Origin of the sequence: Lancefieldella rimae ATCC 49626 (assembly GCF_000174015.1) — a bacterium.
Classification (GTDB): Bacteria; Actinomycetota; Coriobacteriia; order Coriobacteriales; family Atopobiaceae; genus Lancefieldella; species Lancefieldella rimae.
This window is the reverse complement of the sequence record NZ_ACFE01000004.1, coordinates 159,476-184,077: the sequence shown is the minus strand read 5'-3', so window position 1 is coordinate 184,077 and position 24,602 is coordinate 159,476. Positions and strand designations below refer to the sequence as shown.

Here is a 24,602-nt window from a genome sequence, read left to right as displayed (position 1 = left end):
GTTTAATACAAAAAGGAGCATTGCATGCCTAAGGTCTCGTTGGTTATCCCTGCGTATAACATTGAATCCTACATTAGACGCTGCATTGAAAGTGTAAAGCACCAAACGTTTACTGATTTTGAAGCCATTGTGGTCGATGATGCTTCAACGGATAACACCCATGCGGTTCTCGTTGAAGCAATTGGAGACGATACACGCTTCCGTCTTGTTCGCCATGAAAAGAATCGCGGCCTTCATCTTGCCAGACGGAGCGCTGCAGCTCTTGTAAGCGGCGAGTACGTGTTTTGCCTCGACGGTGACGATGAGCTTGCTCCTGACTTTCTTCAGCAGGTAGTTGGTCGTATGGACGAGCATCCTGTTGATATGCTCCATGTTGGCATTACGGTTATTCCGGAAAATGGAGTAACTCCACAGGAGGCCGAGGGTTTTGCGGCCTATATCAACCGTCCAACCACGCCTTTAAATGATGCCGACATTCTTCGTATGATTTATGACGAAGCAAACGGACAGCCTCTTGATTGGCGTGCTACGCAGCGTTTGTATCGGGCGTCGCTTTTTAAGGCTGCTTTCGAACGGATGACCGATGAGGTGCTTGAGCGTGCGGAAGATGCGTATGAGGTTTTTGTACTTGCAACTCTTTCCGAAACAGCCGATGGCTTTGAGGCATGCCGAGGATATATCTATCACTACGGCATTGGCGTGACCGGTACCTCCAAGATTTCAATGGATACGTTCGGAAGGTTTTGTAAGCAGTTTGCTGCCTGTATTCAGAAAACCGAAGAGTTTGTTCAAGAGCAGGGCGCAACGGCTGAGCTTCAGTCTGCGTACTGCGGAATGGTCCACAAGCTTCTTGAGCTTCTCGCCAACGATTGGCTTGTCCGCGTTGACCCCGCAGAGCAAGAAGAAGCGCTCAAACCATTTGCGGCTGTCTTCAATGATGCAGTGGTTGCCCGTGAGCTCTACCGATTTGTGCGAGACATCGCATATGAAGCCATTGCTTCAGAAAAAGAGCTGCCGCAGGACTCGGACGCGCATCGGTTTTACGCGTATGCGCATGCATTTACCGCAGAAATGGGCTCGGAAGACGGCGTTGCAATGGCGCGCGCTGCTCATATGAAAGACGTGGCCGATGAGCACATGCAGTATCTGGCGAGAAGAGCAATGGAGGAACGCTATAAGCGTCAGCCGATTCGTATTTTGGTGACATCGCATAAGGACGTTGACGTGCCCGATGCGCTTTCACTTCAGCCGATACAAGTGGGTCCCGGACAAAAACACGAGCATACGCGTTTTGCTGATATGCTTCACGATGATATGGGAGACAATATTTCCGAGAAAAATCCCATGTATTGTGAGATGACCACGCAATATTGGGCTTGGAAGAATATACATGACGCGGAGTATGTGGGCTTTGCGCACTATCGTCGCTACTTTAACTTCACTGATACTGTGTATAAGGAAAACCCGTTTGGTGAAGTTATGGATACGTTTATCGATAAAGATACGATTAAAAAATACGGTCTTGACGATGAATCCATCCGAAAGTGTATCGAGGGCTATGATCTTATTACCACGGGAGTAAAGGACATTCGTAAGTTTCCGGGGGATGCCGATACGCCTCTTGAGCAATATCATGCGGCACCTCTGCTGCATCCGCGTGATATCGATACGATTGCTTCCCTTGTTGTTGAGAAGCACCCCGAATATGCTGAGGATGTACATACGTTTTTGCATGGCCATGAGCAGTGCTTCTGCAACATGTATATCATGCGTAAGCCTATTTTTGATGCGTATGCATCATGGGTGTTTCCTCTTATTGACGAGTGGTGTTCTCGCCATGATATGACGCAGTATAGTAAGGAAGCTCTGCGCACTCCGGGTCATTTGACGGAGCGACTCTTTAATATTTGGCGTCTGCACATGCTTCGTACGGAGGGCAAAGATTGGAAAGTCAAAGAGCTGCAGTGTATACACTTTACCAATCCGGAGAGAATTCAGAAATTTAAGCCTTATTATGAGAAGCAGATAGGGGTTTCTCGAAAGCGCGTGGTTCCCGTCGTTTTTGCAGCGGACAATAACTATGCCCCCATTTTGAGCGTTGCGATTGATTCGATGCTGAAAAATGCGGATCCGACTCGCTTTTATGATGTAGTGGTCTTGAATACCGATATTGGTCACAATAAACAAAGTATACTGATGAGGTACTTCTCTCGGTACAAAAATGCCCAGGTGACCTTCTATAACGTAAGCCGCATGGTCCGAGACTATAAGCTTGATACCAATAACGCCCATATTAGCGTTGAGACATATTTTCGCTTTTTGGCGCAAGATATCTTGTCGGCGTATGACAAGGTTGTCTACCTTGACTCCGATCTTGTGGTAAACGGGAATGTGGCGGAACTTTTTGACGTAGATTTGGGCAATACTCTTGTTGCCGCGACACGCGACATTGATTACCTGGCCAATTTGAACGTACGCGGTGGCGATCGTATGCGCTATAGTCTTGAAATTTTGAATATGGACGACCCGTATGCATATTTCCAAGCTGGCGTTATGGTGTTCAATACGCGGGAGTTGCGGCGCCTTCATAGTATCGTGGAGTGGCTGCAAATTGCCACAAATCCCGTCTATATCTATAACGACCAGGACATTCTCAATCAGGAGTGCCAGGGACGGGTAACGTATTTGCCCGCCGCATGGAACGTAACCCATAATATCTTTGGCCGGGCGGACGAACTTTATCCACAGGCTCCGGCTGCGGTATATGACGCGTATCTTGCGGGGAGAAACAATCCATATGTCGTACACTTTGCGGGCGCAATTAAGCCATGGCAGAATGCAAGTTGCGATATGGCACAGTATTTTTGGCAGTACGCTCGGGATACGCCCTTCTATGAGGCTATCGTTCAAGATATGACACCAGGTGCACGCAAGGATGCGGATGTCACGGAAGTCTTTCACGAGCGTGCACTTTCCGACTCAAGCCCGCTGAGAAAGATTATCGATCCGCTTGCTCCGTATGGAAGTGCGCGGCGAGAAGCCCTCAAGGCCGTTGGTCGTACGCTTCGGAGACGTAAATAGGGGAGAAGTATGTCTGAGGCAGAAAAGAGCTTTCGTTCCCGCGCGGCTGAACTCAACAGGATCTTAAACCATGCGGCATATGCCTACTATGCCTTAGATGCTCCGGAACTTACGGATGCGGAGTTCGATCGCTTGCTCGTTGAGCTCCAAGGAATAGAAGCGGCTCATCCGGAACTGATAGTGCCCGAGAGCTATACGCAGCGTGTGGGCGGCTATGTGTCCGAACAGTTTGAGCCGGTAACCCATGCGGCCCGGATGTATTCGATTGACGATGCGATGAATCTTGAGGAGCTCGACGCATGGCTCGCTCGAACGGATGAAGCCCTCGGTGCTTCCAAGACGCATCCGGTTGCCTATACCTGTGAGCTTAAAATTGACGGCCTGGGTATTGCGCTGACGTATACGGAAGGACAGCTTGTTCGAGGTGCTACTCGCGGTGATGGAGCTACGGGAGAAAACGTTACGGCAAACGCGCTCACCATCAAAGATATTCCACGTGCACTTGCCCCCGCCGGCCTTGCGCGCTTAAGAGATGAGGGCGCACATCTTTCGCTTGAGGTGCGAGGCGAAGTGTATATGCCCAAGCATTCCTTTGTTCGTTTGAATGAGGATGCTGATGCCGCCGGCAAACAGCCGTTTGCAAATCCGCGCAATGCCGCGGCAGGATCGCTGAGACAAAAAGATCCCAAGGTTACCGCTCATCGAGACCTTGAGACGTTTATGTATGCCATTGCCGACGAAGCTCCCTTGCAGGTGGACAGTCAGTGGAAGTTCTTGTCATGGCTTCGAGACTGCGGCTTTAGCGTCAACACCCATGCGGCGCGGTGCGTAAGTGCACAAGAAGTACATGACTTTTGCAAGCGTGCGCTTGAGGAGCGCTCCGAGCTTGACTACGATATCGATGGCGTGGTTGTTAAGGTTGATTCCTTTGCGTATCAAGAAGAGCTTGGATTTACGTCGCGCGCTCCACGTTGGGCAATAGCATTTAAGTTCCCACCGGAAGAAAAACAGACGGTACTTCGTGAGATTCGCATTCAAGTGGGACGAACGGGCGTGCTTACGCCGGTGGCGGAGTTTGATCCTGTTGTAGTTGCCGGCTCTACCATTGCCCGCGCAACGCTTCACAACATCGACGAGGTCCACCGAAAGAATGTCCGTGAGGGCGATACTATCATTGTCCATAAAGCAGGCGATGTCATCCCTGAGGTCGTAAGGCCCGTGCTTGAGAAACGACCCTTAAACTCCAAACCTTTTATGATGCCGACGGTATGTCCAAGCTGCGGAAGTCCTGTTGTTAAGGAGGAGGGAGAAGTTGCATACCGCTGCGTTTCGATAGATTGTCCCGCACAAGCAACCGAGCGCCTCATTCACTGGGGAAGCCGCAAAGCAATGGATATCGACGGGCTGGGTGAAGAACTTGTGAACAAGCTGGTTGCAAATGGGATTCTCTCCGATGTGGCTGACTTCTACGACAAGCTTACCGTCTCAGATATTGCGGAGCTCCCTACGGGTCGATTCTACGAGACCGATACCGACGGACATCTTTCAGGAGATCCGATTCCTACCGGTTTGACCATTGCCGAGAAGATCATGACACAAATCCAGGAGTCAAAGACACGTGGTCTTGCACGCGTGCTTTTTGGTATTGGCATTCGCCATGTCGGCGCCAATATGGCAGCACTTCTCGCCCAGTACTTTCACTCCATTCAGGAGTTGCAGCTGGCAACAGAAGAGCAGATGGCGGCCATCTCCGGTGTGGGTCCGAAAATGGCAAAGTCGATTAAGGAGTTTTTCTTAATTCCTGAAAACATAGCGGTTCTTGAGCGCTTGCGTGTTGCTGGCGTCGTTATGGAAGAGGCGGACGCGACGTCTGATAAGCCGCAGACACTTTCCGGCTTGACCTTTGTTTTGACGGGCACCCTTGAGCATTATACGCGCGATGAGGCGGGCGCTTTACTTAAAGAGCGGGGAGCAAAGGTATCAGGTTCGGTATCCAAAAAGACGAGCTTCGTTGTTGCCGGTGAGGCAGCCGGATCAAAGCTGACAAAAGCCGTTTCTTTGGGTGTTCCCGTACTTTCGGAAGCCGACCTTGAGCGCATCCTTGAAACCGGCGAAGTGCCTGCAGTGTAAGTAGATAATGTGCGCAAGTGGGACGGCTCTGTTGCGCATGATTGGAATGGAGATTCTATGGCTTCAAATACAATTCTAGTACTCTGTTACTCTCGCTGTTCAACCTGCAAAAAGGCTTTAAAGTGGCTTGATGATCATCATATTGCGTATGAGTCTCGAGACATCAAAGAAGAGAACCCCTCAGAGGATGAACTCGCAGCATGGCACGCGCGTAGTGGCCTTCCTATCAGGCGTTTCTTTAACACCAGCGGCATGGTATATCGCGAGAAGAACGTTAAATCGAAGCTTGATGCCGGCATGACAGACGCCGACGCCTACAAACTTCTTGCGACGGACGGTATGCTGGTAAAGCGGCCACTTGTAATAGGATCCGATTTCGTGCTCACGGGATTTCGGGAGCCGGAATGGAGAGAGCGTTTGCTGTAGGCTATTTACTACGGTTGCCCTCATTCAGCGCCTGCTTAAAATCACCAGTAAACGTACAGGCGCACGACCGTCCGTCTCCTAAAATCACCACTAAACACGAAGATTTCAAAAAACGTACCAAAAGCACTGTTTAGTGGTGATTTGATCCACCACTAAACGCTCAAATTGACGAAAAACCACCACTAAACACACGTTTTACTTCTAAAAACACCACTAAACCACGAGTTTGATCCAATTGCGAGAAGAACTTCGTTTAGTGGTGGATTTTCCTTGCCACAATCTCGTTTACTGGTGGATTTGCCCGCCGTAATCTCGTTTAGTGGTGATATCAATTGGCGGCAATCGCGGTTGGTAACAACATCGGCTTGCCAAACCTCAACTACCAGAACCCTCAGTCGGTGGCGAGAAGAGCATCCAACGTTTGAGCCTAATGTGGCGTTTGGGAAATTTAGTCTTCTACTTCGGTACGGTCATTGCAGGTATACGCACGGACGAGCGTCTGATATAGGTGGGACGCTTCTTCGAGAAGATCGGGAAAACTTTCCGTTCGTATGGCGCTTGTAGCAGGATCTTTCCAGGGAATCCGTTTAAGATTTGCTGCTGCAACGGCATCGGTGCGAAGAGCCTGATGGCTCATGGCCGCTATATAGGAGCTTGAGGAAGGTCGTACAAACATTTCGGTTCGATAGAGAACATCGGGAAGCTTTGTTGCGTATGTAGGGTCGGTCTTCTCGATAGTGTGATAGATGCGTGTGTAGTCGGCGATGGCACCAGCGTATTCGCTTGCACCTATATTGAGGCCGAACATTGCGAGTGCAACCTGCGAAAAAAGAGCCCCACCAACGCGACAGGTGCTTTTGTCCGCCTCAAGTGCGGTCGCCGGATAAAATTCTTCGACGGTTGTGTGCATTTGGTTCCACAGAAGCCATGAGTCAAGATCGGCTTCAATGATAGAGCGGATTTCTTGACGCGAGGGCTCAAGACTGGGATCAGTGTGGATCAGAGCCTCTTGCTGGGCGTCTATAAATGGTCGCACGACTTTATCAAGTGCATGGTGACTGAGAATTCCAAGCGTAAACGCCTGTCCAATGCTCGCATCAACCTCAGGTAGGTATGTCGTTGCTTCTTGAAATGCGGAGAAGATCTCGACAATCTGGTTTGTATGCAGGCACCGGTGAAGCCGATTACAGGCGAGAGCATGATTGGGCCATGTAAGGTGCCGAGCAAGAAAGGGGTCAGAACCTTGATTTCCCAGCAAAAACGCGTTGAGTTCCTCCGAGGTTTTGAAGAAGCCCGAATGGACTTCATTGGCCATCCGTGAGCCAAAAACAAAATGTGTCAGTAAAGCCGGCATAGTGCTCCTTATGAATTTCTTGTAGTTAGTAGTATCTCACTAATAATAGATACAATTTAGCCTTATGCGTTTGTGCTTATGGGGGAGGAATATGAGCACGCTTGAAATAAGTATCCTTGGTTTGGCGTTGGCAACCGATGCGTTTTCCGTCACGATTTCCAACTCATTTTTATATCAGCACGAGAGTCGTGGTCGCATGATGCTTATGCCGACATTCTTTGGGATCTTCCAGTTTGCGATGCCCCTAGCAGGATATGTTGCGGGAGGCCTTGCGGCTCAGATAATTGAGCAGTATGCCGATATTGTTACATTTCTTATCTTAGGTTTTATCGGCGGAAATATGGTATACAGCGGATATATGGCGCTGCGAGACAATGCGGACAATGAGGAGGATCAGACAGGGCGAAAAGCATTTACAATACCGGTCCTCATCTTACAGGCGATCGCCACTGCAATTGATGCGTTTGCGGTTGGTGTAAGTTTTCGTGCTCAGACGGCAAATATTTTAGGTGCTTCATGTGCGATTGGTTTGATAACTTTTGCTGTCTGTCTGGTGGCACTTTTTATAGGCAAGAAATTAGGATCGATTTTGGGAGATCGTGCGGAGATGATTGGCGGTTTTGTTTTGATTGCCATAGGCCTCAAAGCGCTCTTGCAATAAAAAGTATGTGTCGAAGCTAAGAAATGCACCGAAAACAAGAAATGTGCTGATGTTAAGAAGCGCGTGCTGCATCGAATGTACTCTGAATCATATACGTATTGAATCGTTGCTATAATTTTTGGCGAAGAGGAGGCGACATGTTTCAGAAGTTCCGCGGCAAAAATCGACCAAAAATAATTTCCATACAGAAAAAGACGGATGTGCCAAGCGACTCTACACAAGATGCTACAGAGTCTGTGAGTGCAGGTTCTATTGTGCGTCGAGCATTTACTCTTGGTGCTGTTAGTGCAGGGTTAGTGAGCCTTTACATGGGTATTTCAAGCTGTGGAAACAAGGTCCTCAATATGCTTGGATTTGAGGTTTCAGAAGCTCCGGCAAGTACTCATATCCCACAAGAGACGCCGGAGGGTTACGATCCCGATCTTGTGGCCGCAGCATATCTTGAACAAAAAGTAACGGTGTATACACCAGACTCTGACTATATTCAAAAAGCAGCAAGCGCATTTGAAGCTCTTTTTGGCATTGTAGTAGATTATCAGGTTGTTTCCGTAGATGAGATGGAGCCATATCTCAATGTTAATTCAGACGATGGTAAAAATCTTAATCCATCCCCGATAGACCATCCGATTGACAGTTGGTTCTTTGTTGACACAGAGCACCTAAATCAGGCGGGTGCACAGAATCTTTTGGCAAGTTATGATGCTCAAAATAAAGAGCATCTTCTAAAGCCTATATTTTCCACAGACTCAAAGCTTTGGTATGGCATAGCAACAGACCCTCTGATCATTGCTATAAATAAGGAGCGTCTAGACGTCATGGGCCTTGCACATCCGCATGACTGGAACGATCTTCTCTCTACGTATTTACGAGACCAGATTGTGCTTCCTGAGTATGAAAAGACGCATGATGGCAATAGTTTTGCTGTGGCAATGATAGGAAACCTTGGAATAGATCAGGGCATTGCGTTTCTTAAAGAACTTTCCACCCAGGCATATAAAGCATTTGATAACGTGCGTGATATGCTGGTGGATCTTGGCCTTGGACGTGCCCTTGTAACGGTATGTCAGGCGAGTGAGGCTTTATATGCGCTAGGGCATAATGATTTTGATAACGTAATGCCTTTGCTTCCTTTTACTCCGACGCATTTTACTACGTATGGTGTTGCTATATCATCTCAAGCTAAGCATCCCAATGCTGCTCGTCTATGGGTGGAATTTTGTCTTTCTACTGAATTTGCGAGTGAAATAGGTACAACGGGATCTTACATGATGCCAACTATCTCCGGTGTGAAGGCCCCGTGGTATATGGATCGAATACACCTCAATGGGGCGGTTTCTGCACTAAGAGAGGCTCCTCAAGCTCTTGATAACACGGGCAAAGTTCTCTCAACCTCTGAAGCAGGTAAGAGAGCACAGGAGGGCTGATAAATCTATGTATAAGGCAGCACTCTACACGTAAAACAGCATTTCGTTGTAGCTCGGGACCGGCCAAAAATCATGTCCGCAGATAAGCTCCATCTCATCAACAATCTTGCGGAGTTGCTCCATGGCAGGAATAACTTCATCGCGATAGAACTCGCACTGTGTCTGCGGCTTTGAGCGCAGCGTGGCGGCATGGCCATTCTTTGCTTCCAGTTCTCCCACTGCAGCGTAAATGCCGTCAATGCCCTCGGTGAGCTTCCGTGTCACATCGAGCTCCGCCTGAGAGGTAATGCCAATCTCCTGCTTACGTGCAACCGATTCGGCGACTTTACCCGAGTACTTAAAGAGCGCCGGTAGATACATGTGACGCGTCATATACGACATGGTCTTCGCTTCAATATTGAGAACCTTCGCGTATTGCTCGGCCTTTGCAACATACCGGGCATGTGCTTCGTTTTCAGACAGGACGCCATATGTTTCAAAGAACGCAATATTTTCGGGGGCGATAAGTGCGGGCAGAGCGTCAGGTGTGGTGCGGAAGTGGGGAAGTCCGCGCTTCTCGGCAATCTTTTCCCACTTGCTTGAGTAGCCATTACCTTCAAAGAAGATACGCTTGTGGTCTTTAAAGGAGTCGATTACCCACTTCAATGCCTGTTCCGTGAACTTGGATTCAGACACGTCGGCAAGGTCAGTGGCAAAGCGATCGCACTGTTCTGCAACGATGGTGTTGAGGACAACATTGGGGTCAGAGAGGTTCTGCTGGCTGCCACACATGCGGAACTCAAATTTGTTACCGGTAAATGCAAAAGGACTTGTGCGGTTTCTGTCGGTATTGTCGCGGAGAACTTTAGGCAATGTCGGTACGCCCAAGTCCATCTTCGTGCGCTTTGCCTTATGAACGTCGGCACCGCTCATAAGATCGTTGACAATTGCGGAGAGTGCATCGCCCAAGAAGATTGAAACAATGGCAGGCGGAGCTTCATTGGCACCCAAACGATGGTCATTTCCGGCAGAAGCGATGGACATGCGCAAAAGATCGGCATGAGTGTCAACGCCTGCAACCAAACATGCCAAAAAGACGAGGAAGCGGAGGTTCTTTCCGGGGTTGTCTCCCGGTTCAAGAAGGTTGTCGCCGTCGGCGGCAAGCGACCAGTTATCATGTTTGCCCGAACCGTTGACGTAGTCAAAGGGTCGTTCGTGCTCAAGGCAGGCAAGACCGTGGTGTGGTGCCAAGAGCTTGAGCTTCTCCATGGTTAACAGGTTGTTGTCAATGGCAAGAGATCCCTGCTCAAAGACGGGAGCAAGCTCGTGCTGGCAGGGGGCAACTTCGTTGTGCTTGGTTTTTGCGGGAATTCCCAGCTTCCAAAGCTCGTCGTCAAGCTCTTTCATGAAGTCGTTAACGGTGGGACGTATGGCCCCAAAGTAATGGTCATCAAGCTCTTGTCCCTTAGACGGCTCGCATCCAAAGAGCGTACGCCCACACAAAATCAAATCGGGACGCTTCTCAAAATCCTTCTCACGGATGAGAAAATACTCCTGCTCAGGACCAATATTTGTCACGATGCGCTCGGGAGTCTGGCCAAAAAGCGCAAGTACACGTTTTGCGTGGCGTTCAAGGGCAAGCTGTGAGCGCAGGAGCGGCGTGCGTTTATCGAGGGCTTCTCCGGTGTAGGAAATGAATGCCGTAGGGATGCAGAGAACCTCGTCTTTAATAAACGTAGGGCTTACCGGATCCCAAACCGTATATCCGCGTGCCTCAAAGGTTGCGCGAAGACCGCCGGAAGGAAAGCTTGAAGCATCAGGTTCTCCCTGCACAAGCTCCTTGCCGGAGAATGTCATCAAAATGGTGCCATTTCCCTGAGGCGTCATGAAGCTATCGTGTTTTTCCGAGGTGATGCCGGTCAGCGGTTGGAACCAGTGCGTAAAGTGAGTGGCGCCGTGCTCAAGTGCCCACTCCTTCATGGCATGGGCAACCTCGTTGGCAATGTCAATTTCCAGTGGTTTTCCATGTCTGATAACATCACGCAGACGTTTATAGGTTGGTTTAGGCAGCCTTTCTTGCATATCGGCGTCGGTAAAAAGAAGTGTGCCAAATTCGCGCGATACCTTGTCGTTTGCCACGAAAGCCTCCTTGGATGAATAGGTGAGGGCGAGAAGTACTTCTTGCCACAAACTCTACTGTACGCCATTGACTTTCGCACGGGGACGAGAAAATCGTGTCTTTGTGATGGAGACTGCAATAAATACACATGAGCTCCCTAAGATTGAACCGGCCCTCAAGACATGAAATCCGATTTTGAGGCCCGTTGCAGGCGCCCCGTGAGTGCAGGGCAGACTTTTGGCATGTGTCTTACATCCGCGCGTACTTCTCGCCGCAGGCCGGTCGACATGCCGGGTACAATGGATTTGTAACTTTAGATAGGAGAAGTATGCCTGAGACAGACGGTGCCGGCACCCATACCGACAAAAAACGTAAAACCATTGCGGTCATTGATGGAAATTCACTGATGCACCGCGCTTTTCACGCCATCAGACAGCCCATGTCGGCTCCCGACGGAACTCCTACCGGGGCGCTTTTTGGGTTCTTCAATATGTTTATCAAGATGATTGAATCGTTTAGGCCCAATGGCGTCATTTGCGCATTTGACAAGGGAAAACCACAGGTGCGTATTGATATGCTGCCGCAGTACAAGGCACAGCGGCCTCCCATGGATGATGCGCTTCACGTGCAGTTTCCGATCGTAAAGACTCTCCTTGGGGTCTTAGATATTCCCGTGTGCGAACTTGAAGGCTGGGAGGGTGACGATATCTTAGGCACTCTCGCACGGCGCGGTGAGGAAGCCGGATATGAGATGCTGCTCTTTACGGGAGATCGCGACATGTATCAGCTCTCTACCGAAAACGTCAAGATTGTGTCTACCCGTAAAGGCGTTTCCGATGTTTCCATTATGACGCCTGAGTCTGTGGAGGATCTTTATGCCGGTATCACGCCAAAGCTGGTTCCGGACTTTTATGGTCTCAAAGGAGATTCATCCGACAATATTCCGGGTGTTCCGGGGATTGGTCCCAAGAAAGCAGCTCAGCTCATTGTCGAGTATGGCAGTCTTGACGAAGTGTTGGCTCATGCCGATGAAGTGAAAGGCAAAATGGGCGAGAATCTGCGTACACACAAAGAAGATGCGCTTCTCTCTCGTAAAGTAGCCACCATACGTACGGATGCGCCAATTGACATTAATCTGGCTGACGCTCAGTTCCCAACGTTTGATCCGAATAAAGTCGTTGCTGCGTTTTCAAAGCTTGGATTTACCGGTATGACAGGCCGGCTGGTACGCTTGGCCGGCGAGAAGGGCGTCTCTTCTGCCAATCCACAGCAAACGGAAGTGCCCGTCGATCCTCAGCTTGCACTTCCCGCAAAGCTATTGGAGGCCGAGGATGCGTGGGAAGCTCTAAAGGCGGCATTGTCGCGTAAGGAGTGGCTGGGCGTTGCTCTCGATACGGGCAAACAAGACGGTTCCCTTTTTGGTTTTGGACATACACTTTGGGTTGCAACAACACAGGAGCTGTGTAAGTTTGAAGACGACAATGCCACCTCGGCACTGAGGGAAATCCTTGAAAAAGGCCTGATGGTGTCCGGAGACGTGAAGGCACTCTTACATGATGTAAGTCCCGTTGATTCTTCCGAGCCTGAGGTTTTTGTCCCTGATGACGTTGATGCGAGCCGTATTTTTGACGTAGGAGTGGCTGCTTATCTGCTTGAATCCGATCGTTCCAGCTTTACAATACCCAGCCTTGTTGAGTTCTACTTTGGGGTGGAACTCTCTGTCGGTTCCGATAAGATCCCCGCAGCCGCATATGAAGCAGTTGCCGCAAGAGCGCTCAAGGCTACGCTTACCAAAAAGCTTGAGGATGATAAGTCGTTGGAGCTCTTTGAGACTATTGAGATGGGGCTTCTTCCGGTACTTGCCGCAATGGAGCGGCGCGGGCTTTTTGTGGACCCCGCAAAGCTCGCGGAACAATCGAAAGAGCTTGGAGCAGACATTGCTTCTCGCGTGGAGCGTATTCATGAAGCAGCGGGAGAGACCTTTAACCTTGATTCTCCCAGTCAGTTGAGCCATGTGCTTTTTGACGTGCTCGGTTTGCCAACGTTTGGGCTTAAGAAGACCCGTTCGGGATTCTATTCGACAAACGCAAAGGTACTCTCCGATTTGGCCGATACCTATCAGATTGTTGCTGACGTTCTTGAGTATCGTGAGCGCGCTAAGATTAAATCAACCTATCTGGATGCGCTTCCCGCACTTATCAGAGGCGATCACCGAATCCATACGACATTTAACCAGACGGTGGCAGCCACGGGGCGTCTTTCAAGTTCCGATCCAAACCTGCAGAATATCCCCACCCGCTCCGAGCTAGGACATCGGGTTCGTACCGCGTTTACCGTTCCGTCCGGTCATGTATTTTTAGCGTGCGACTATTCACAGATTGAGCTTCGGCTTTTGGCTCACCTGTCAGGTGACGAGCATCTGATAGCGGCGTTTCAGTCAGGGGCGGACTTTCATGCGGCTACCGCCTCGCGTACCTTTGGGGTGCCGGTGGAAGAAGTTACCCCGGAGCTCCGGAGCAGGGCAAAGGCGGTTAATTTTGGCATTGTGTACGGTCAGCAGGCGTATGGATTGGCAACTTCGCTCAAGATACCGCGTGCTGAGGCACAAGATATGATTGACCGTTATTTTGCCGCATATCCCGGAGTGCGCGCGTATTTGGATGAATCGGTACGTATCGCACACGAGAAGGGCTATGCGGTGACCATGTATGGTCGAAAGCGCCATATTCGTGAATTTGGTCAGCACAATCGTCAGCTTATTGCCTTTGGTGAACGTACTGCCATGAATCACCCCATGCAGGGAAGCGCTGCCGATATTATCAAAATTGCAATGATTCGTGTCGAGAAGCGCCTGCGTAAAGAGGGATGTGCGGCAAAGCTCATCCTGCAGATTCATGACGAGCTTGATCTTGAAGTGCCAAATGATGAAATAGAAGCTGTTTCCCGGCTTGTAAAAGAGACCATGGAAGAGGTAGTTGAGCTGAAGGTTCCTCTGATTGCCGACGTATCATATGGTCCAAATTGGGCAGAGGCTAAATAAGCTATGTATGAGGATGTGTATACACAGTCCGAGACAATAGGCAGCTCTTCAAAGAGAGCACAGGTAGTTGCCTATACGGACGGAGCTTCTCGCGGTAATCCCGGTCCCGGTGGATATGGGGCCGTATTGGTTTACGTTGATGCTTCAGGCAAACGTCATACGCGTGAATTTTCGCAGGGGTATCGTCTGACAACCAACAACCGCATGGAGCTTTTAGGCGTAATTGTGGCTCTGGAGGCTCTTACTCAGCCTTGTGTGGTCGAGGTTCATTCCGATTCAAAATATGTGGTTGATGCATTTAACCAAGGGTGGATTTTTGGGTGGATGCGTCGTGGTTGGAAAACCTCAAACAAGCAGAACGTCAAAAACATTGACTTGTGGAAGCGATTGCTTGTTGCAAGTTCTTCTCACGAGGTGCACTACGTGTGGGTAAAAGGGCACGCCGGAGAAGAGCTTAATGAGCGCTGCGACGAACTTGCCACTACGGCTGCAGATGGACAAGATCTTCTCGAGGATGTGGGCTTTCAAGGCGAGTAGGTGCGAGGCCATAAAGATGAGGCTAGAGAGAGGCCTCATCAATACCTTGTACCGCAATACCAACAAGTCCTGGCCCCGTGTGAACCAAGAGGTCAGAGCCTATATCTGAAGTTACAAAATCAACAATGTTGGGAATTGCCTGGCGCATCCGCTCTTCCATCTCGGTATAGATAAGGTTGGGAGCGGAACAAGAAATTGCGGCGTGAACATGCGGATATTTCTGAGCTTCCGTTGCCGCAAGTACCAGCTCTTCTTTCAGAGACTTCTCCCAGCCGCGGGTACGCTTGGCAACACCGTAGGTACCGGTTGGTTCACAGGTTAAGACGGGCTTGATATTCAATACAGAGCCAATGCGATAGACGGCTTCGCTGATGCGTCCTCCCTTACGTAAAAAATTGAGAGCAGGGACGGAGAAGAACACGCGAGTTCTCTGCGAAGCTGCCACAAGTTTTTGCTCGAGCTCTTCATAAGGGACACCGGCCTCGATGAGTCGAACGGCTTCTATGACAATAAGACCTGCGGCAATACCGATATTTTTAGTATCGATGACCGTGATGGGCAGATCCGAAATGTCTTGAGCAATCATACGAACGGTATCGCATGTTGCCGAAAGTCCTGAAGAGATGCAGATAAAGACAGCGGCATCATAACCCGAAGCCTTTACGTCATCAAAAAGAGTGTGAATCTTTTCCGGCGAGGGAAGCGAAGTGCTTGGAATCTCTTGGTCAAAGCGGGAGGCAATTTGTTCCGGAGTAATGTTGACGGTGGACTCATAGGTGGTGCCGTCTGAATAGTTAATACGAAGTGGCGCAACACGAATGTCATGAGCGGCAATGAACTCTGCCGGTGTGTTGGTGCCTGAGTCGGTAAGGACCGCAATCCTTTTTTTGGACATACATTGCTCCAAACTATTGAAAAGACGAGGCTCATAAAAACTGAAACCACGGACTAACACTATATCTTACGATAACTCTACCCACCAGAGCGCTTGGTAAAAGCGAGAATTGCAAGATATGGCGTGCATCTGGGGCGCCCATGCAAAGCTGAATGAGCACATGATAAACTAGATGAGGAAAAGAAACTTGAGCCAGATAGGTTAGATATGCCAAGTATTTATGGTGAGCCCGCTGTTGTAAAGCGCATTGAATATCGTACGGAAGTTCGCAAGGTTACCTCAAACAGTACCGTTGCGGCGGCAACCATGGTTATGGCGGCGCTTCTTGCTCTTGTCGTGGCCAATTCGCCCGCGCATGGGATTGTCGAGAAGTTCTTTGAAGCAGAATGTTCTTTTACAGTGGGAGCTTTTACCGTCAGTATATCGTTTGAGTCGTTTATTAACGATTTTCTTATGGCCATCTTCTTTTTACTTGTTGGTATCGAGCTTAAGTACGAGGTTACGGTGGGTCAGCTGCGTAAACCCCGTCAAGCCATGCTTCCGATGCTTGCTGCGGTTGGCGGTGTGGCAGTTCCCGCGTGTATATATTTGCTCTGCAACTATGGCGGAGCCATGCATGGGTGGGCTACTCCCATTGCTACCGATATCGCGTTTGCCCTTGGGGTTATGAGTCTGTTGGGAAGTAGAATTTCAACACAAACAAAAGTTTTCTTTCAGACACTTGCCATTGCGGATGATATTTTGGCCATTGTGGTCATCGCATTTTTTTATGGCCAGACTCCTGATATCGCCTGGTGCGCGGCAGCACTTGGAGTGATTTTGGTGCTGTGGGGTATGAGTCGCATGAAGCTCTACTCATCTGCTCCATACTTGTTTGTTGGACTGATTTTATGGATTTGCATGTACCACTCGGGTATTCATGCAACGCTTGCCGGTGTCATTTTGGCATTCTTTTTGCCGAGCCGCTCGGATGTTCGTCTCAATCATCTCGGAGGCTGGCTTGAAGGCCGTGCTCGTGAACTAAACGCCAACTATGACGACGAGCATCATATTTTAGGACAGCACGACTTTACCCGAAGCGCTCTTCGCGTTGAGCATGTTATGCATCATGTAACGCCTCCTCTGCAACGCGTTGAGCGATATGTTTCCGTGCCGGTTAACTTCATTATTCTTCCTCTCTTTGCATTTGCAAACGCCCAGATAACTCTCATGGGTTCTGACTTTGGAAGCATTGTTTTAAATCCCGTGGCATACGGTACGTTTTTTGGAGCGGTTATCGGCAAACCCGTGGGTATTATTCTTACGACGGTTATTCTCGTTAAGTCGGGTATCTGTAAGCTTCCCAAGCGTGTGAATTGGATGCAAATTACAGCCGTTGGCCTTATGGGAGGTCTTGGCTTTACGATGTCGATTCTTATTTCAGGTCTTGCGTTTAGCGATCAGAACAACGTTCTTGCGGCTAAGTGCGCAATTTTAGCGGGTTCCATTGCGGCAAGTCTTTTGGGAATAGCTTTTGTTCGTGTGGCCGACATATTGCACGACGCCACAAAAGAGCGTCCGTCAGATAAAAAATAGGATAAAACTATTCCACCGTGCCGTACGTAAAGCCCCAGCCATGAGCAGTCACGATAGAGTTTATTTGATCACAAAGTGTGGCTCGCTTATAGGTGCCCGCAGGAATGAGATTGATTACTTCCAAGAGATCTTGGTTAAGGTCATCAATTTCCGCTCTGACCAAAACATCAATATTTGAGGCATAACTTGACGGAGCGTGTTTATATACGTTATCGACCAGCCGCTGCAGATCGCCATACTCGTCTGCTCGAATTCCCGGTCTCGCCATAGTGCCTCCAATCGTTGCCGTTGTGTGACAGTCTAGCAGCTTTTTGAAGGAGAGCCATTTGTTGTCCGGTTTCGCCTTTATACTTCTGTATACGGTCCAAAGGGGGATATCATGCCAATTACCGTAGATAAGAAGCTTTTTCAGCACATGCTTTTGCAGGAGCGGAATGTCTATCAGCGTATGAGTGATGCGGATCTTGACAGGGCGCTGAAAGAGATTGGAGAAGAAGCGCGGCAGATTGCGGATAAGCACCTCACGCTTGATATGGCGCGCGGTAAGCCAAGCCGAGAGCAAACGGCGCTCTCCAAACCCATGCTTGATCTTTTGAATTCATCTTCCAATCTGATGGACGGTGCTTCGTATGCGGACAACTATGGAGACCCCGACGGTCTTCCGTCTGCACGCGCATTGGCGGCGGAGCTTTTGGATGTTGATTTTGAGCACGTTATCGTGGCGGGATCTTCCAGCTTGAATCTTATGCATGATGTTATTGATATGGCATATACACACGGTATCGCGGGTCAGCCACCGTTAGCCCGGCAAGCATCAGAGCTTGCTTCTGCGCATCCGGGTGCTCGTCTTAAGTTTTTGTGTCCAACTCCTGGCTATGATCGCCATTTTCGGATTAGTGAGTATTACGGTTTTGAAAACGTTGCTATTCCGATGACACAAAATGGCCCCGATATGGATGTTGTCCGTACGTTTGTGGAAGAAGATCCAACGGTTAAGGGTATTTGGTGCGTTCCGCGTTTCGCCAATCCGTCCGGAGTGAGCTATTCCGATGAGGTTGTGCGTGCGTTTGCTGCTCTGAAGCCTGCAGCACCGGATTTCCGTATTCTATGGGATAACGCTTATGCCTACCATGTATTTGCGCAAGAAGGCGAGAAGCGCCCGCCCTTGCTTAACATCTTCGATGCTCTTAAGCAGCAGGGTGCGGATAATTTGGTTATTGAGTTTGCATCTACCGCTAAAATTACGTTTCCATCGTCGGGAATGGCGTGGCTTTGCGCTTCCACAGACGATATTCAAGAGATTCGTACATCGTTTTCCGTGCGGCGTGTATCACCGGAAAAACTCTCACAGCTTGCGCATGTGCGTTTCTTAAAAGACAAGGCGGGGGTAGAGGCTCACATGAAACGTCATGCAGAGCTTCTACGGCCGCGTTTTGAACTGGTGGAACAAAAGCTGACAGAAGGACTTGGAGACCTTGGGGTTGCAACATGGTCGCATCCTCAGGGAGGCTATTTCGTATCGTTTAATGGACCCGTTGGTTCTGCTCGCGCCATTGTGTCTCGCTCGCGTGAGATGGGAGTAACGCTGACACCTGCAGGAGCTACCTGGCCATCAGGCAACGATCCTTTTGATTCCAACATCCGTCTCGCCCCAAGCTATCCAAGTCTCGAAGAGCTTTCTCTCGCACTTGATGTGTTTGTCGTTGCGGCCAAACAGGTAGCCGCAAGACTTGCAAAAGTCGATAGGGGGCAAAGCGCCTTTATATAAGTCTTGGGAACAATGGTTTTTTGCGTACGCCTCAAACGCTTAAAATTCTGTAGAATCTTCGGCGGGAACGTTCTGTTCTTCCGTGGAAGCACAAACTGGCGTACCCTGAACAGTTAGTAAATGCGCTTGGAAAATGTCCCGAAGGTTTTGGGACAGTGAAAGGTATGTCATGCCAAAGAAGGCATCAAAGCAAAAAAGTATACGGCAACACTCCGCTCGTTCGGCCAAGTCAAAAAACCGCTCCGATGCTGAGCTTCTGCAGGCTCAGAAAGACGCGGCAAATGCTAAGGCTCAGAGCTCAAAGGGAGCATCGGGGAGACTGTCAACAGGAAAGAAAGTTGCCATCGGCATTTTTTCGCTGTTTATCGCACTGTCAATGATGATCCCGTCTCTTTCCATGATTTTTGGTGGCGGGACCTCAAAAACCACGGTTTCCAAAGTGCAAACGCAAACTCCTACGCCTGATTCCATTAATGCTCAGTACGCTGCGCAGGAAAAAGAACTCACCGATGATTTGTCGGGAAATCCAAACAATCTTGCCGCCACTCTTAAGCTGGCACAGGTTCATCTGAACTGGGGAGTGGCACTGCGTAAGGTGGCATCCGATGACACCACCAAGCAACAGGCGGATGACCACATAAAACAGGCATTATCAGAATATGACGTATACCTTGCAAGCAGTGATTCGGATACCGTTCGTGCCGATAGAGCCGTTGCTCAATTTCAGAGTGGAGATCAGGAAGGTGCCGTTACGGCGCTTAAGAATCTGACCGAAAAATCACCTGATTGTGCCGCCGCCTGGCTCAACCTTGGCATGATATATCTTAAGATGGGTAATGCCGAGGATGCTGATGCGGCTCTTCAAAAAGCTGTTGAGGCAGACTCCGACGGTTCACAAAATGTTCGCGATATCGCTCAGAAGTTACTTGATAGTAAGGACAAGAGCAAACAGTAAAGTTAAGGAGGAGAACATGGCTTTGGATATTACGGTTACACATGAGGCAGACAAATGCATCGTTTGTGTGAACGGTGAAGTTGACGTATCAAACGCAGCCGAGCTTCGTTCGGCACTTGAGGCCGCACTTACCGGTGACACATCAAAAATTACCGCAGATTTTTCCGATGTTTCATATATTGATTCAACGGGTATTGGTGTTCTTGTGGGGATAGCACATCGCGCTCAGGAAGCACAGGTTGTATTTGTCGTTGCTCATCCGCAAAAGAACGTGGCACGCGTGTTTGATCTTCTCGGCGTTACGGAAGATCTTAATGTCCGCGAGAATGATTAGAAGACGATGATCCGAAAGGGTTAGAAACGTGTTTGGTATTGGTGAAACGGAGCTTGTTTTAATCTTGCTCTTCTCGTTTTTAGTTTTTGGTCCTGACAAGTTGCCTGGCATGGGCAGGACGCTTGGCCGGGCACTGCGTCAGTTTAGATCGGCGCAGGAAGGATTTAATAAGGTGGTTCAATCCGATCTTTTGGATCCCGCCGCTGACGTATTGAATGAAAAACCCAAGCGTTCCGAGAAGCTCCGTTCTGCGGCATCGGATGATTCTGACATTGACGGAGAAGCTCCCAAACAAGAAACCTTTGCCGAGCGTCGCGCTCGTCTTAAGGCTGAGCGTGAGGCAGCTCAGAAAAAAGAGGCTGCTCATGAGAGTGCCGAGGGTGATACCGACAACAGTGCCCAAGCGGATACTGAAGCTCCGGCAGACGCCGCTCCCGCTTCAAACAAAGACGTTGATGGCGGTGACACTGAATCCAAAACAGATTCAGCTCATGAGGAAGTTGGAGCTGCTCCAAAGGCTTCAGCTTCCGATACCAATGAAAAGAAAAAGACAAACTCCGCACGTGATTTGTATCATTTGGGAGACAGGCGTTCTTCTCGCGCGCAAAAAGAGGCCGCGAAAGAGGACGCAAAAGAGGCTGAAGGTGCAACCCCTGCTTTTTCCGAGAAGACCCTTCCCAATGAGTCCGTTACCTCTGAGTTAGGAGAGGAGGGTGAAGGCACGGAGTAAATCCTGCTTTCGATTATTATGCCAATTACTCCAGCTCGTATGCCTTTGATGGATCACCTTGGTGAGCTTCGTCGGCGCCTAACCATCGTAGTCGTCTCGGTTTTTGTTACGGCCATTGTGGTTTACTTTGCGACACCTGCCTTAATTGAAGTGCTGACAAATCCCATTCGAGAATTTCTTACGGGAGGTACTCTGACGGTACTTTCGGTTCTTGGAGGCTTTTCCATCCGCTTTAAGGTGGCATTTTTCTTTGCCTTTATTATCTGCACTCCAATTATCATCTGGGAAATTATGGCGTTTTTCCTTCCGGCACTTAATGAGAAGGAACGTCGTTGGGTGGTTCCCACGGTAGCGGCCATGGTGTTTTTGTTCTTCTTTGGAATGATTTTCTGCTATTTCATTATTTTGAACACCGCATTTGGCTGGCTCATTCAGCAGTCAACCGAGTTTGCTGCAACGCTCAATGAGGCAGAAGACTATCTCAGCATCATTATTATGTTTGAGGTTGGTTTTGGCATTGCGTTCCAGTTGCCGTTGGTTATTTTTTACCTTGCTATTTTGCATTTGGTTCCCTATAAGGTTTTGCGGGAGCAGTGGCGCTACGTGTACGTGGGACTTCTCGTGCTTTCTGCCGTCGTCACGCCTGACGCCTCCCCGGTTACCATGGCACTCATGTTCGCGGCGCTTATCCTGCTCTATGAGGTTGCTCTTGGAGTTGCACGCTCAGTGATCATTGCCAAAGACGGCAAAGCTGCTTTGAAGTGGACGCGAGAAGAGTATGCAAATCGTGACTAACAGGATGTCTTACAGGTGATTTGTTGTTGAGCCTGTATGTATAAATGTCGGGAAAGGCACTTCCTTGATTCTAATTGTTACCGAGAAAAACGATGCAGCCCAGCAAATCGCCAGACTTCTGTCTGAGTCAGGTAAACCCGAGGCTGATAAGGTATACAACACGCCTGTCTATCGTTTTAGAAAAGGCGGAGAAGAGTATGTGACCATCGGTTTGCGCGGCCACATTCTGCAGCCCGATTTCCCAACACAGCTGCTCTTTGATGCGGATGAGGGCTGGTATGGTGCAACGGAAGACGGAGAGCATATTCCTGCTGATGTACCCGACGGCCTTGCGCGTCCTCCGTATAAGGAAAAACGGAAACCTTATCTCAAAGCAGGAATTGATCTTAAAGGTTGGAAAATACCCAGCCTGCCGTATCTCATCTGGGCTCCGGTGGAAAAAGAGCCTGCGGAAAAAGAAATTATTCGTTCTCTTAAAAATCTTGCCAAGAAGTCCGATGCCGTCATTATTGCTACGGACTTTGACCGCGAAGGAGAGCTCATTGGCTCCGATGCACTCGCTCAGGTACTTTCGGTTAAAGCCGATCTCCCTGTTTCTCGTGCGCGGTATTCCGCATTTACCAAATATGAGATAGACACCGCGTTTAACAACCTCGTTGAACTTGATTATGATTTGGCGGCTGCAGGCGAGTCACGTCAGTTCATTGATCTCATTTGGGGCGCCGTGCTTACCCGGTATTTGACCTGTGTGCGTTTCGGCGGTTTTGGCAATACGCGCTCTGCCGGCCGTGTACAGACGCCAACGCTTGCATTGGTGGTAGAGCGTGAGCGAGAGCGCCTGGCGTTTACCCCTGAAGATTATTGGGTTATCTCAGGAGAAGCGACACCTCTTGAGGACAACTCCGATGCAACCTTTAAAATTACGCACGCCACTTCTCGTTTCTGGAATAAAGAAGAAGCGGATGCGGTTTTTGATGCGGTGAAAGAGCAGCATCAAGCCACGGTGGTTCGTATTGAATCAAAATCGCGCAAGCAACAGCCTCCTGCTCCCTTTAACACAACGTCTCTGCAGGCAGCCGCAGCCTCTGAGGGTTTGTCGCCTGCGCGTACCATGAGGCTCGCAGAGTCACTGTACATGGATGGTTTGATTTCGTATCCGCGCGTTGACAACACGGTCTATCCGTCTTCGCTGGATTTGAAGGGCTGTGTCCGTACGTTGTCGTCGGTTCCACAGTATGCTGGGGTATGCAAGACGCTTCTTGCTGCCGGGAAGCTGAGCGCAACGCGAGGCAAACAAGAGTCTACCGACCATCCTCCCATCTATCCCACTGCCGCAGCCGATCAAAATAAGCTCCAACCTGCTGCTTGGAAGCTCTATAACCTCATCGCGCGCCGCTTTTTGGCAACGCTTATGGGGCCTGCTACCATTGCAGGTACCAAGATTACGCTGGACATTGCCGGACAACCGTTTGTTGCAAACGGTAATGTTCTTGCCGAGAAGGGCTTTCGTGCCATTTATCCTTTTGGGCTTAAGAAGGACGATCAGCTGCCGGAACTTAGCCAGGGTGAGGTTGTTGACGTTACCAAGCTCAATCTTGATGCGAAGCAGACAGAACCGCCGGCACGCTATAGCCAGGGCAAACTGATTCAGGAGATGGAGAAGCGCGGCCTTGGTACAAAAGCTACGAGAGCTTCCATTATTGATACTCTTTACCAGCGAAAATATCTCAAAAACGATCCCGTCGAGCCCAGCCAACTCGGTATGGCAATCATTGATGCGCTTATGCAGTTTGTTCCGCGGATCACCACGTCAAATATGACGGCCGAACTTGAAGAAGACATGACAAAGGTGTCCGAAGGCAAAGATACCCGTGACGGTGTCGTTACCCATTCGAGAACTCTTTTGGCAGACATGATTGACACTCTCATCGAGCATGAAGAAGACTTATCCGAGGCTATTGCGGACGCCGTAACGGCGGATGCCAAAGTTGGCGTATGTCCCAAATGTGGCAAAGATCTGGTTGTGAAGACATCGGCCAAGACACGCGGCAGCTTTGTAGGCTGCATGGGTTGGCCCGATTGTGACGTGACCTATCCATTGCCCCAGGGACGCATTGAGCCCCTTGAGGGCGAAGCGGGGGTGTGCCCTGAGTGCGGTGCCCCGCGTATCAAGGTACAGCCGTTTCGTCAGCGTGCATATGAGATGTGCGTCAATCCCGCTTGTCCTACAAATGCAGAGCCCGACCTTGTCGTGGGCGAGTGTCCCGTCTGTAAGGCAGCCGGAAAACACGGAGATCTCATAGCCCATAAATCCGAGCGCACCGGCAAGCGATTTATCCGCTGTACAAACTACGAAGAATGCGGAACAAGTTATCCTTTGCCTGCGCGCGGAGAACTTGAGCGTACAGACGAAGTCTGCCCTGATTGTGGTGCTCCTTTGGTGGTCGTTACGACGCAGAGAGGGCCTTGGAAGCTCTGCCCCAATTACGATTGTCCCGGTAAAGAGAAGAAAACGTCTGCTTCACGGGGACGTGGCGCTGGGACAAAGCGCACTTCTCACAAAAAAACAGGACGAAAAACGAGTAAAAAATGAAGTCAGGTGATTGCGTGAGCCTATACGTACATGCCGTAAGCTCTAAGAATTTCTTGAACGGACGTCCCTCTCCAACGTCCGTCCTTCTTCATTGATACCCCAAACGAAGTGGGTATGATAGAAGGACTGAAAAAATGTTGCATCACCATAGTTTCAGCACAATTGAGAGAAGTTTGCTCACATTTATGGGTTCTGCAGAGGAGGGA

The 24,602-nt window shown here is 49.6% G+C and carries 19 protein-coding genes; 15 read left to right on the top strand and 4 right to left on the bottom strand.

All coding sequences use genetic code 11. The annotated features are described in order from the left end of the window. Positions 1–24 precede the first annotated feature (24 nt). From ATORI0001_RS07695 to ATORI0001_RS06880, 3 genes are read left to right on the top strand one after another with little or no spacing between them, the layout of a single operon-like run. A complete protein-coding gene (locus ATORI0001_RS07695) occupies positions 25–3,081 on the top strand; it encodes a DUF4422 domain-containing protein (protein ID WP_003150369.1) in 3,057 nt (1,018 codons plus the stop codon). A gap of 9 nt (positions 3,082–3,090) precedes the next feature. Continuing rightward, entirely contained in the window at positions 3,091–5,211 is a 2,121-nt protein-coding gene (gene ligA / locus ATORI0001_RS06885) for an NAD-dependent DNA ligase LigA (RefSeq protein WP_003150232.1), read from the top strand. Positions 5,212–5,268: 57 nt separating this feature from the next. After that, positions 5,269–5,637: an arsenate reductase family protein gene (locus ATORI0001_RS06880; RefSeq protein WP_040324653.1), complete on the top strand. Its 369-nt coding sequence runs from the start codon at positions 5,269–5,271 to the stop codon at positions 5,635–5,637. Positions 5,638–6,085: 448 nt separating this feature from the next. On the opposite strand, the gene ATORI0001_RS06875 is transcribed toward ATORI0001_RS06880, so the two are convergent. Next, positions 6,086–6,991 (bottom strand): hypothetical protein, encoded by a 906-nt coding sequence (locus ATORI0001_RS06875; protein ID WP_003150195.1) that lies wholly within the window; start codon positions 6,989–6,991, stop codon positions 6,086–6,088. Between the two features lie 91 nt (positions 6,992–7,082). Here ATORI0001_RS06875 and ATORI0001_RS06870 point away from each other — a divergent pair, with 91 nt between their 5' ends. Both ATORI0001_RS06870 and ATORI0001_RS06865 read left to right on the top strand, forming a co-directional pair. Beyond that, a complete protein-coding gene (locus ATORI0001_RS06870; RefSeq protein ID WP_003150403.1) occupies positions 7,083–7,652 on the top strand; it encodes a manganese efflux pump MntP in 570 nt (189 codons plus the stop codon). A 137-nt stretch (positions 7,653–7,789) separates the two neighbouring features. Next, the gene (locus tag ATORI0001_RS06865) at positions 7,790–9,076 is read left to right on the top strand and encodes an ABC transporter substrate-binding protein (protein WP_003150305.1); all 1,287 of its coding nucleotides are present in this window, start codon (positions 7,790–7,792) and stop codon (positions 9,074–9,076) included. A gap of 24 nt (positions 9,077–9,100) precedes the next feature. Here the strand turns inward: ATORI0001_RS06865 and ATORI0001_RS06860 are convergent, their stop codons facing one another. Beyond that, a complete protein-coding gene (locus ATORI0001_RS06860; protein ID WP_003150157.1) occupies positions 9,101–11,194 on the bottom strand; it encodes a glutamine synthetase III family protein in 2,094 nt (697 codons plus the stop codon). Positions 11,195–11,356: 162 nt separating this feature from the next. Between ATORI0001_RS06860 and ATORI0001_RS08075 the strand changes: the two genes are divergently transcribed. From ATORI0001_RS08075 to rnhA, 3 genes are read left to right on the top strand one after another with little or no spacing between them, the layout of a single operon-like run. Then, complete coding sequence (locus ATORI0001_RS08075) at positions 11,357–11,485, top strand: hypothetical protein (protein ID WP_280513030.1); 129 nt, start codon at positions 11,357–11,359, stop codon at positions 11,483–11,485. 17 nt (positions 11,486–11,502) lie between these two features. Beyond that, complete coding sequence (gene polA, locus ATORI0001_RS06855; RefSeq protein ID WP_003150396.1) at positions 11,503–14,214, top strand: DNA polymerase I; 2,712 nt, start codon at positions 11,503–11,505, stop codon at positions 14,212–14,214. A 3-nt stretch (positions 14,215–14,217) separates the two neighbouring features. After that, positions 14,218–14,751 (top strand): ribonuclease HI, encoded by a 534-nt coding sequence (gene rnhA / locus ATORI0001_RS06850; protein WP_003150280.1) that lies wholly within the window; start codon positions 14,218–14,220, stop codon positions 14,749–14,751. A 22-nt stretch (positions 14,752–14,773) separates the two neighbouring features. Here the strand turns inward: rnhA and ATORI0001_RS06845 are convergent, their stop codons facing one another. Further along, positions 14,774–15,646 (bottom strand): DegV family protein, encoded by an 873-nt coding sequence (locus ATORI0001_RS06845; protein ID WP_003150173.1) that lies wholly within the window; start codon positions 15,644–15,646, stop codon positions 14,774–14,776. A 207-nt stretch (positions 15,647–15,853) separates the two neighbouring features. Here ATORI0001_RS06845 and nhaA point away from each other — a divergent pair, with 207 nt between their 5' ends. After that, on the top strand, positions 15,854–17,221 hold the full coding sequence (gene nhaA, locus ATORI0001_RS06840) for a Na+/H+ antiporter NhaA (RefSeq protein ID WP_003150243.1): 1,368 nt from the start codon (positions 15,854–15,856) through the stop codon (positions 17,219–17,221). 7 nt (positions 17,222–17,228) lie between these two features. Here the strand turns inward: nhaA and ATORI0001_RS06835 are convergent, their stop codons facing one another. Beyond that, complete coding sequence (locus tag ATORI0001_RS06835) at positions 17,229–17,489, bottom strand: hypothetical protein (RefSeq protein ID WP_003150352.1); 261 nt, start codon at positions 17,487–17,489, stop codon at positions 17,229–17,231. Between the two features lie 111 nt (positions 17,490–17,600). Between ATORI0001_RS06835 and ATORI0001_RS06830 the strand changes: the two genes are divergently transcribed. From ATORI0001_RS06830 to ATORI0001_RS06805, 6 genes are all read left to right on the top strand, one after another. Then, complete coding sequence (locus ATORI0001_RS06830; protein WP_003150259.1) at positions 17,601–18,989, top strand: aspartate aminotransferase type Ic; 1,389 nt, start codon at positions 17,601–17,603, stop codon at positions 18,987–18,989. Positions 18,990–19,158: 169 nt separating this feature from the next. Further along, entirely contained in the window at positions 19,159–19,944 is a 786-nt protein-coding gene (locus tag ATORI0001_RS06825; RefSeq protein ID WP_003150203.1) for a tetratricopeptide repeat protein, read from the top strand. Positions 19,945–19,960: 16 nt separating this feature from the next. Beyond that, positions 19,961–20,278, top strand: a complete 318-nt coding sequence (locus ATORI0001_RS06820; RefSeq protein WP_003150226.1) for an STAS domain-containing protein — start codon at positions 19,961–19,963, stop codon at positions 20,276–20,278. Positions 20,279–20,306: 28 nt separating this feature from the next. After that, positions 20,307–21,008 carry a Sec-independent protein translocase subunit TatA/TatB gene (locus tag ATORI0001_RS06815; RefSeq protein WP_003150171.1) on the top strand — a complete coding sequence of 234 codons (702 nt, stop codon included), beginning with the start codon at positions 20,307–20,309 and terminating at the stop codon, positions 21,006–21,008. Between the two features lie 18 nt (positions 21,009–21,026). After that, entirely contained in the window at positions 21,027–21,803 is a 777-nt protein-coding gene (gene tatC / locus ATORI0001_RS06810; protein ID WP_003150222.1) for a twin-arginine translocase subunit TatC, read from the top strand. A 64-nt stretch (positions 21,804–21,867) separates the two neighbouring features. Next, positions 21,868–24,396 (top strand): DNA topoisomerase I, encoded by a 2,529-nt coding sequence (locus ATORI0001_RS06805; protein ID WP_003150200.1) that lies wholly within the window; start codon positions 21,868–21,870, stop codon positions 24,394–24,396. The last annotated feature ends 206 nt before the right edge of the window (positions 24,397–24,602 follow it).

Excerpts from the sequence above, each read along its gene's own strand:
- ATORI0001_RS06835 (WP_003150352.1), bottom strand. The coding sequence starts at position 17,489 with ATGGCGAGACCGGGAATTCGAGCAGACGAGTATGGCGATCTGCAGCGG.
- ATORI0001_RS06865 (WP_003150305.1), top strand. The coding sequence starts at position 7,790 with ATGTTTCAGAAGTTCCGCGGCAAAAATCGACCAAAAATAATTTCCATA.
- ATORI0001_RS07695 (WP_003150369.1), top strand. The coding sequence starts at position 25 with ATGCCTAAGGTCTCGTTGGTTATCCCTGCGTATAACATTGAATCCTAC.
- tatC (WP_003150222.1), top strand. The coding sequence starts at position 21,027 with ATGCCAATTACTCCAGCTCGTATGCCTTTGATGGATCACCTTGGTGAG.
- polA (WP_003150396.1), top strand. The coding sequence starts at position 11,503 with ATGCCTGAGACAGACGGTGCCGGCACCCATACCGACAAAAAACGTAAA.
- ATORI0001_RS06870 (WP_003150403.1), top strand. The coding sequence starts at position 7,083 with ATGAGCACGCTTGAAATAAGTATCCTTGGTTTGGCGTTGGCAACCGAT.
- ligA (WP_003150232.1), top strand. The coding sequence starts at position 3,091 with ATGTCTGAGGCAGAAAAGAGCTTTCGTTCCCGCGCGGCTGAACTCAAC.
- ATORI0001_RS06880 (WP_040324653.1), top strand. The coding sequence starts at position 5,269 with ATGGCTTCAAATACAATTCTAGTACTCTGTTACTCTCGCTGTTCAACC.
- ATORI0001_RS06825 (WP_003150203.1), top strand. The coding sequence starts at position 19,159 with ATGCCAAAGAAGGCATCAAAGCAAAAAAGTATACGGCAACACTCCGCT.
- ATORI0001_RS06845 (WP_003150173.1), bottom strand. The coding sequence starts at position 15,646 with ATGTCCAAAAAAAGGATTGCGGTCCTTACCGACTCAGGCACCAACACA.
- ATORI0001_RS06875 (WP_003150195.1), bottom strand. The coding sequence starts at position 6,991 with ATGCCGGCTTTACTGACACATTTTGTTTTTGGCTCACGGATGGCCAAT.
- ATORI0001_RS06820 (WP_003150226.1), top strand. The coding sequence starts at position 19,961 with ATGGCTTTGGATATTACGGTTACACATGAGGCAGACAAATGCATCGTT.
- ATORI0001_RS08075 (WP_280513030.1), top strand. The coding sequence starts at position 11,357 with ATGAAATCCGATTTTGAGGCCCGTTGCAGGCGCCCCGTGAGTGCAGGG.
- rnhA (WP_003150280.1), top strand. The coding sequence starts at position 14,218 with ATGTATGAGGATGTGTATACACAGTCCGAGACAATAGGCAGCTCTTCA.
- ATORI0001_RS06830 (WP_003150259.1), top strand. The coding sequence starts at position 17,601 with ATGCCAATTACCGTAGATAAGAAGCTTTTTCAGCACATGCTTTTGCAG.
- nhaA (WP_003150243.1), top strand. The coding sequence starts at position 15,854 with ATGCCAAGTATTTATGGTGAGCCCGCTGTTGTAAAGCGCATTGAATAT.